This window comes from Desulfonatronospira sp., from assembly GCA_003563255.1.
GTDB lineage: Bacteria > Desulfobacterota > Desulfovibrionia > Desulfovibrionales > Desulfonatronovibrionaceae > Desulfonatronospira.
Window position 1 is genome coordinate 1 of the sequence record PWSL01000505.1, and the last position, 6,607, is coordinate 6,607.

General features: G+C 46.8%; 6 protein-coding genes. All 6 read right to left on the reverse strand.

What is annotated here, in order from left to right; all coding sequences use genetic code 11:
* Nucleotides 1–389 precede the first annotated feature (389 nt).
* A complete protein-coding gene (locus tag QZP87_RS14760; RefSeq protein ID WP_291323689.1) occupies nt 390–1,631 on the reverse strand; it encodes a DUF4857 domain-containing protein in 1,242 nt (413 codons plus the stop codon).
* The gene (locus tag QZP87_RS14765) at nt 1,631–2,299 is read right to left on the reverse strand and encodes a hypothetical protein (RefSeq protein ID WP_291323690.1); all 669 of its coding nucleotides are present in this window, start codon (nt 2,297–2,299) and stop codon (nt 1,631–1,633) included. Before QZP87_RS14765 ends, QZP87_RS14760 begins: the two co-directional genes overlap by 1 nt.
* A gap of 1 nt (nt 2,300) precedes the next feature.
* Nucleotides 2,301–3,179 (reverse strand): ABC transporter ATP-binding protein, encoded by an 879-nt coding sequence (locus QZP87_RS14770; protein WP_291323691.1) that lies wholly within the window; start codon nt 3,177–3,179, stop codon nt 2,301–2,303.
* Nucleotides 3,179–3,493, reverse strand: coding sequence for a hypothetical protein (locus tag QZP87_RS14775; protein ID WP_291323692.1), 315 nt, complete (start codon nt 3,491–3,493; stop codon nt 3,179–3,181). The genes QZP87_RS14770 and QZP87_RS14775 overlap by 1 nt, the downstream gene beginning before the upstream one ends.
* Before the next feature lie 79 nt (nt 3,494–3,572).
* Entirely contained in the window at nt 3,573–4,301 is a 729-nt protein-coding gene (locus QZP87_RS14780; protein WP_291323693.1) for a DUF4198 domain-containing protein, read from the reverse strand.
* 429 nt (nt 4,302–4,730) lie between these two features.
* Complete coding sequence (locus tag QZP87_RS14785) at nt 4,731–6,104, reverse strand: ATP-binding protein (protein WP_291323694.1); 1,374 nt, start codon at nt 6,102–6,104, stop codon at nt 4,731–4,733.
* Nucleotides 6,105–6,607 lie beyond the last annotated feature (503 nt).

Consider the following 6,607-nt stretch of genomic DNA (forward strand, 5'->3'; position numbering starts at 1 on the left):
AAAATTGAGTCTTTTTGAGCACAAAATGATGCTCAAGTGGGTCCCGGAGTGCCTGTCCCCTGCTTTCCTTAAAAGCGCTAAACAGATACGGGACAGGCACTTTTGCCGGTTGCTAATTTGCAAATGCTTCAAAAATTAGGCGGCAAAAGAGCCAGTCCCCGGAGGTCAATAAATAAGTTTCGCTGTAGTGTTAGAAGCATCCTGCATAAGTACGCAAGCGGTTTACTCAAGGATATTTCATGATTCTCTCAAGTCTTCAGCCCTCTTCTCATCTCACACCTGGGCCAGCAACTATCAGTTGCAACAACTGAAGTGGAAAAAGCCAACTGAAAAACTTAAGGATAACCCCCTACACCTACTGCCACTGCGTAAACACCACCAGGCTCTGGTCAATGTTCACTGCTTATAAAAATAACAGCCAGCAGGCCATAGAAGCCGCTCAAAAGTACTACGAGCAAATCCATTTTGCTCACCGGCCTTGATCGCCATTTCCTGTGAAATGCTGTAAACATGGCCAAGGCAACAAAAACACCGACTAAAGACCATGGCCCTCCGGTTCCTATATCAGGCTTTGCCTGGTCCAGGTGATCGCTGGTCAAGGTTATCTGAAAAGGCAGGAAGAAATCACGTCCTTTGCTCACAGGCCCATTTTGCAGGTCAGATCTCTCAAGAAAAAAATCAGCAAAACCGCGGTACTCTCTATCCATGGCCAGGCCGTAAATCCCTTGCTCACTACTGATGGTGGCGGTTCGGTAGAGAGGGTTTATTATGAGCTTAAAGTCCATGCTTTGGGGGTCAAAATTGTCCACGGGAATCCGGATCAGCTGGTAATCATCATAAGAGATCAGAAAAATTTCTCCCTGGGTGGTAAACACTGTCCCATAAAATTCCTTGCGCTGGTTTTCCGAAATAATCATATCAAGAATGTCCAGCCCCGGGTCTATGCCTGTCCTGACTACCTCCGGCTGGTTCATAACCCGCTTGACGTGAAAAACCTGCCCTGAATCATCCCTTATGAAGTACCCCTCATCAAATGGCTTGAGATTGGTGGGGTTGCCGCTGATGACTGTAGCTGAAAACACAAACCCTTTTTCCTTGAGGGCTTCTGTGAAATCCCGGGTGAGCTCGCTGTCAATCCTGTTGTAATCTGCATTAATGAACTCCATGCCGTTGGGGGTAATCCTGAACATGTCTTCAGGAAAAGGTATCATGGGAACCGCGGGATCGTTATTAAAAAGGGGATAAAGTTCAATCTGCTGACGATTGACACTGATCTGGCGGGGCTTGATCTCAACAGCCTGTCTTTCTGCCCTTATCTCTTCAAGATCAAAGCTTTGACCGTCAATGACCAGGGGCAGAAGGTCGTGTATTTCCAGATTCCTGTGGTATAAAAAGGGAAGAAGGGCTTCGAACTCCTGGCGGTCATAATGAACTCCGTCTTCATCAGCATGGATAAACCGATGCCCACCCAGTGATTCCTGATAAACGAACTTTTGAAGCACAGGACTGAAGAATAACAGAGGTTCTTCTGCTGTTCTGCCCACAACCTTGTCAAAGGCTGCAGGCAGAATATAACTCATGGCCATAACAGCCAGAACAAGCAAGGACAAACGGGAAATCGTGCCGGTCATCAGGCCCCCCTTTGCTGGAATCTCTGACCAGAGTTAAAAACGCAGAATAGAAACAGGGGAACAAGCCATACCAGATAAGGCATGGCCGGAGACATCCACCCGTAGCCGACTCCCATATACATAACTGATATTATTACGCTGAACACAATAGTCAGAAAAACTTTTCTGGTTTTTAAGGGTTCCAGGAGAACTGCCATACCGCCCAGGTAACCCAGAATTCCAGCCAGAATCCACGGTCCCATTGTCGTAAGAACTGTCATGGATACTTCAAGAGGAAACCAGGACCGCATGGTAGAGTAGACAAGCACTACCGAAATACCCACTGCAACCATGAAAAAAAACAGACCGGTCACCACACTAAGCAGTATCAACAAATCCCGATGCAGAGGCAGATGCAGGGATATGCGCATCCTGCGCCGGATGATTTCCGGCACAAACTGGGCCGCGGCCAGGACCAGACCTGTGACCAGTGGAAAAAACATAAAGTCCTTAAAAAAAACATTGTGCAGATGAATGGCCTCATACCAGATCATCTCAGGATGCTCAGACAGGATCAGCCCCCGGATATCGAAATAGATCTTCAGGCAGACGCCGATGTTCAGCACCAGCACCCCTGCAAATAAGTATTTCAGCTTCAGCCATTCCTTGAGCAGGATTGATGAAATCATATCAGTATTTCCCCATCAGTCCGATGAAACCGTCTTCCAGGGTCATGTCTGCTCTGTGCAGATCCCTGACCTCCACCCCCTGCCTGGACAGCTGTTCAGTGACGGTATCCTGGTCACGGTATGAATAAACAGTAAACTGGTCCCTTCTACGCTCAACTCCCTTGATGATTTCATCTTCAATGGGCACCACCTGACTATTTGAATGGAAGACATATTTTTTAAAGGAACCGAGAAACTCCGTCAGGCCGGTCCTGGTTATCCTGCCCTGGTCCAGAAAAAAAATGGTGTCCACCAGTTGCTCAAGGTCCTGAACAATATGGCTGGTCACGAAAATGGTTTTGCCTTCCATGGCCGCGAAATCATGGAGAACGTCAAGAAAGAGCCTTCTGTATCCGGCATCCAGACCCATGGAATAATCGTCAAGAATCAGAAGATCCGGATTCTGGGCCATTATCACTCCAAGCACCACCTGAGAGCGCTGGCCGCAGGACATGCTTCCAACCTTGTGCCGGTGGGGAAGCCCCATTTTATTGACCAGAGAATAAAAAATGTCAGCATTCCAGTCAGGGTAAAACCCTCGATAGAATTTTTCAGTCTGGGCAATTGTCATGAACTCATACGCCTGATGCCCTTCATGAAGAAGGCCGATACGCTTGCGCACATCCGGTGAAAGACTGTGAGAACTTTCACCCAGGACCAGACATCTGCCTCCAGAAGGCTTCAAAAAACCCATCAGGATATTGACCAGGGTTGTTTTACCCTGACCGTTTTTGCCGAGCAGTCCGCATATGGATCCCTGAGGCACAGTAAAGGAGAGATCCTGGTACACTGTCTTGCCGTTGTAATGGTGGCTGAGATTATGAACCTCTATGACGTTCATTATTGAGCAATCCGGCTTCCAGGGACTCTGACCCTGTGTTCGGGACCTGCATCGAAAAGTACGACAAATTCGTCCCTGGGCTTGCTGAAAGTAAACTCAGAATTGTCATCCATCAGGCCCCTTTGCAGTACCCTGCCATCTCTGGCCTTGATCTGCATCATCACACCGGCAGCGGAAGATCCATCTGAAAAACCTCCCTGACAGGTAATGGTGTTGTCACCGTTGTCCACGCAGGATACGAGCGGCTTATGAGCCTGAACCGTTGTTGCGGCAAAAATCATGCAACAGGCAAGAACAAATAATCGTAATTTCATTTTATCCCCCATTCATTCGGTTTATTCTTCAAACAGGTTATACTCTTACTGCCGGTTCTCTAAACTTGTTCAGGGTGGTCTACATAGCCCCGACAAACAAAGTAGAGCGGAACCTGACCTCGGTAATGGCAAAGCCGGTACCGTCCACTTCCCTGGCCGGAACACTGTGGTCAGTCTCCAGGACGTATTTACGGGAAGGATCAACGGTAAAAGTGACTTTGCCGTCACCCTGCACGTCATATTCGGCAATCTCATCATAAAGGATTGAATCGGTTTCCAGGGACTGGAAAACCTCTATTTCCCCGCCGGAAACCGGGCTGCCGTTATAAAGCACCTGCACAGTCACTTCTTTATGTCCATTGGGAAGTTCGCTGACCTGGACCGGAACTATTTCCAAGGGAATACCTACAGGTTCGTGAATCAAGGAACCCGCCTCCCCGACCCAGGTCACACTTTTGCCGACGTCCCGAATTTCCGTAAGCCGGTAGCGATTGGGATCGCGCTCCAGCACGAAAATATGCTGCCCCGGATTGGTAAGAATGACGTCATTATCATAATGGTTGGGGTTTTCAAAAAGGACGATTTCTTCCATCTCCTGCCCAGGCTTGAGCACTACCAGGCTCAGGTTGGTCTTATCTCTTTCCTCGAGAAGATAGTCAGGATGAGCATAATACGCACGAACATTAAACTCCTGGTCCGGCTCAACCGTAAAAGGCACTTCAGTCCATATACAGTGCGCCAGGGACACTGAAAACGAGAATAACACCATGCTCAGAGTTGCCCAAAAAACAGTAATGACACTTTTCATCTATACCCCCTTTTTAGGCCTTAAAACAATCTAAACCGGCCTACAGCATTAGTTAATAATAAAACTGAAATCCAAATTCATCTTCAAGATGATCGAACACTAAACCAGGCAAAAACAGGATGTCAATATATTTTTGATGTTAAATTTCAACATCAATGCCGATCAAAGACCTGGCCCTGCAAATAGCCAAAGGCTGCAACGCCAGCAGCACCCTCCCGAAAAACGGGTTTAAATATGACCTGATTTGACCAGAGCCAGCCTGTATGAGTATCGTCTGGATTGTAACCACTGATGGAGCAGTCAATGATGGTGCCTGGCAACCGGACCCTTTTCTGAATGGTTACGTCCGGATAGAAATAAGTGCGGGAGAGCCAGTCCCCTTCGAGTTCAAATAAAGTGTCGCGGTAGTGCTGAACTGCTAACCCACTCCTATTCCTGATTCTCACAATAATACGCTGCAACAGTCCCCAGACGTTCGATGAGGTACAGTGGTAGAGAGAGCAGCGGATATTGAACCCGCCTGAAGGTTTTGCCTGTGCTGATTTTGGTATTTATCCGGGTTACGGAAGGAAAAGAGGCATCCAGTCGAACAGCTAAAGGCGCTTCTTTGCTGCCCATAAACTGGTGCAGTGACTTAAGTGACCCTGCAGCGCCGGCTTTGACTTCCACAGGAATAATATGCCCACCGGTCTGCACCACAAAGTCAAGTTCAGCGTTTGAAGACCGGCCCTGACGGAGCCAATAGGTCAATTCCCGGTTCAGCGCATCCGAAAACATGTTCTGTAAGTGCTGCCCTGCGAATTGTTCGGCAATGGCCCCTTCATTGATCAGCTGCGCATCATCCATTTGAGAAACCGCTCTCCAGTCAAGTCCGCAAACAGCATTCATCAAGCCGACATCCAGGAAAAGTGGTTTATATACTTTTTCATCAATATCTGCATGAAGCGGTAGTCCGGAACAATGACTGCGTATTACCTTGCCTATGACCCGGGCCATGGATAAAAGATCAATATCTTTTTTCAAAGTACCGCTCTGGTCTTCAAAAGAGATATTACTGTACTTTATCTTTCTTCCGACATTTCTGGCAATAAAGTGAAATACTCTGCGCATGCGGTTCAAATTTCTTGAACCGATATATTTTGGGAAATCTTCAAGATAGGTTTCGAGAACGGAATTGTGAACCCGGCTGACCTGCTTATAGCTCTTGGTTGCAGCAAAAACTGATACTGCTTCGGGCATTCCGCCTACAAAGTAATAAGAACGCAGCAAACTCAGCAGTCGTCCATGGACAATCTCTCCTATGGATTGGCCCGGCTCATAATTAAGTATAAAGGAACCAAGCTTTTCTTCCCCAATGCCCATCAGAAATTCAGAAAATGTCATGGGCCCCATATGCAGATACTGTATTCGGCCTACAGGCATGGAGAAAGAATGGTCGGACAAGACAAACTCCAGCAAAGACCCGGCACTTAAAACAGGCAACCAGGGCTTGTCTTCGTAAAAATACCGTAATGCCGGAATCGCCTCGGGAACAGACTGAATCTCATCCAGAAAAAGCAGGGAATTTTGACTGACTTGTTTCATTCCCGGCAGAAATTCAATCTGCTGGATAATATGATCAGGGTCTTTGGTATTAAATATTTCGGATAATTCTGGATAGCGCTCTAAGTTTAACTCAAGCAAATCCTTGCCATATTCTTTTGCAAACAGCTGAACAAGCGTAGACTTGCCGACCTGACGGGCGCCGCGGATGACCAGGGGCTTTCGTCTGCTGTCCTTGAGCCAGCTATCCAGAAATTGCAAATGATGGCGGTACATTTCAAATTTATACAGCTTATTTCCCTACACTAAGCATTAAAATACAGGGGTGTTTTGTGCAATGCAGTATGTTTTTGAAGGTGTCTTATAATCAACCATCCACCCTTGTCAAGCTTGCCACCTTATTCTTGTTAATCATAATTATCCCTCATCAGTGCCTGGGAAGATTTTTTTGGCACCCCAGTTGAATGCCCTGCGGGCTAGCTCATTGAGCTATTCAATCACGCCAAAGGCGTGACAGGCTGGGCAAGCAGGATTTCAGTGGTAACTCACTAAATTTTTTACTTTTTTGATAGTGAAAGCCTATGAGTAATAGGCCCCACATGGTCATGCAAAAATATCTGTTGGCTCTGGGCATATTTGCTTACAAAACCTGCTTGACAATTCCCATTTTTTATTTCTAAAAATCAGCATATTTGCTGCATAATGGAAATAGATTATGAACTGGATTGAATTCAAAAACAAAATGTTTGACCTTGGCTGTTTCA